The 1,705-nt window shown below is 69.3% G+C and carries 1 protein-coding gene; it reads left to right on the top strand.

Translation table 11 applies throughout. The features are described 5' to 3' along the window. A partial coding sequence (gene dnaE / locus H5J30_RS31520) for a DNA polymerase III subunit alpha (protein WP_181790977.1) occupies window positions 1–1,705 on the top strand: 1,705 nt, incomplete at both ends.

The following is a 1,705-nucleotide window of genomic DNA, read 5'->3' as shown; positions in this document are numbered from 1 at the left end:
CGCGCCAACAAGGGGACCGACATCGAACTGCTGTCGCTGCCGCTGAGCGACGCCAGGACCTTCGAACTCCTCGGCCGCGGCGACACCCTCGGCGTCTTCCAGTTCGACGGCAGCGCGATGCGCTCGCTGCTGCGGCTGATGCGCCCCGACCACTTCGAGGACATCACCGCCGTCACCGCCCTCTACCGGCCCGGCCCCATGGGCATGAACTCCCACATCAACTACGCCCTGCGCAAGAACGGCCGCCAGGACATCACCCCGATCCACCCGAGGCTCGCCGAGCCGCTGAAGGAAGTCCTCGACATCACCTACGGGCTCGTCGTCTACCAGGAGCAGGTGCAAAAAGCCGCGCAGGTCCTCGCCGGCTACACCCTCGGCCAGGCCGACCTGCTGCGCCGGGCCATGGGCAAGAAGAAGCAGGAGGTCCTCGACAAGGAGTTCGTCCCGTTCCGGGACGGCTGCCGCGAGCGCGGCTATCCGGACGAGGCGGTGCAGGCGGTCTGGGACGTCCTGGTGCCCTTCGCCGGCTACGCGTACAACAAGGCGCACGCCGCGGCCTACGCGCTCGTCTCCTACTGGACGGCGTACCTCAAGGCGAACTACCCGGCCGAGTACATGGCCGCGCTGCTGACGTCCGTGCGCGACGACAAGGACAAGTCCGCGGTCTACCTCAACGAGTGCCGGAAGATGGGCATCAAGGTGCTCCCCCCGGACGTCAACGAATCCGAGGCCGACTTCACGCCCCGCGGCGACGACACCATCGTCTTCGGCCTCTCCGCCGTCCGCAACGTCGGCCGCAACGTCGTGGACTCCATCGTGCGCGGCCGGCAGGCCAACGGGGCCTACCTCTCCTTTCCCGACTACCTCGACAAGTCCGAGCCCGTCGTCTGCAACAAGCGCACCACCGAATCCCTCATCAAAGCGGGCGCGTTCGACGCCCTCGGCCACACGCGCAAGGGCCTCCTCGCCGAGTACGAGCCGATGATCGACGCCGTCGTGCAGGTCAAGCGGAAGGAGGCCGAGGGGCAGTTCGACCTCTTCGGCGACATGGGCGACGCGGGCGCGGCGGACGGGCCGGCCTTCGGGCTCGACGTGCAGTTCGCCGACGAGGAGTGGGAGAAGCCGTATCTGCTCGCGCAGGAGCGGGAGATGCTCGGGCTCTACGTCTCCGACCACCCGCTCTTCGGCGTCGAACACGTCCTGGACGACAAAGCAGACGCCGCCATCGCCGCGCTCAACGGCGGCGACCACGCCGACGGCACCATCGTCACCATCGGCGGCATCATCTCCGGACTCCAGCGGAAGATGACCAAGCAGGGCAACGCCTGGGCCATCGCCACCGTCGAGGACCTCGGCGGCTCCCTCGACTGCCTCTTCTTCCCCGCCACCTACCAACTCGTGGCCACGCAACTCGTCGAGGACGCCATCGTCTTCGTCAAGGGCCGCCTCGACAAGCGCGAGGACGTCCCCCGCCTGGTCGCCATGGAACTCGCCGTCCCCGACCTCAGCGCCGCGGGCGAACGCGCCCCGGTCCGCCTCGACATCACCGAGGCCCAGGTCACGCCCGGGTCCGTGGGCCGGCTCAAGGCGGTGCTCCAGGCCCACCCCGGCCCGTCCGACGTACACCTGCGCGTGCGCGGCCGGTCCCGTACGACGGTCTACCGCCTCGGCCACCGCATCGCGCCGCGGCCGGAGTTCTGGGCGG

Origin of the sequence: Streptomyces phytophilus (assembly GCF_013870535.1) — a bacterium.
GTDB lineage: Bacteria > Actinomycetota > Actinomycetes > Streptomycetales > Streptomycetaceae > Streptomyces > Streptomyces phytophilus.
Note: the sequence above shows the minus strand (reverse complement) of the source record. Positions and strands in the feature narration are given on the sequence as shown.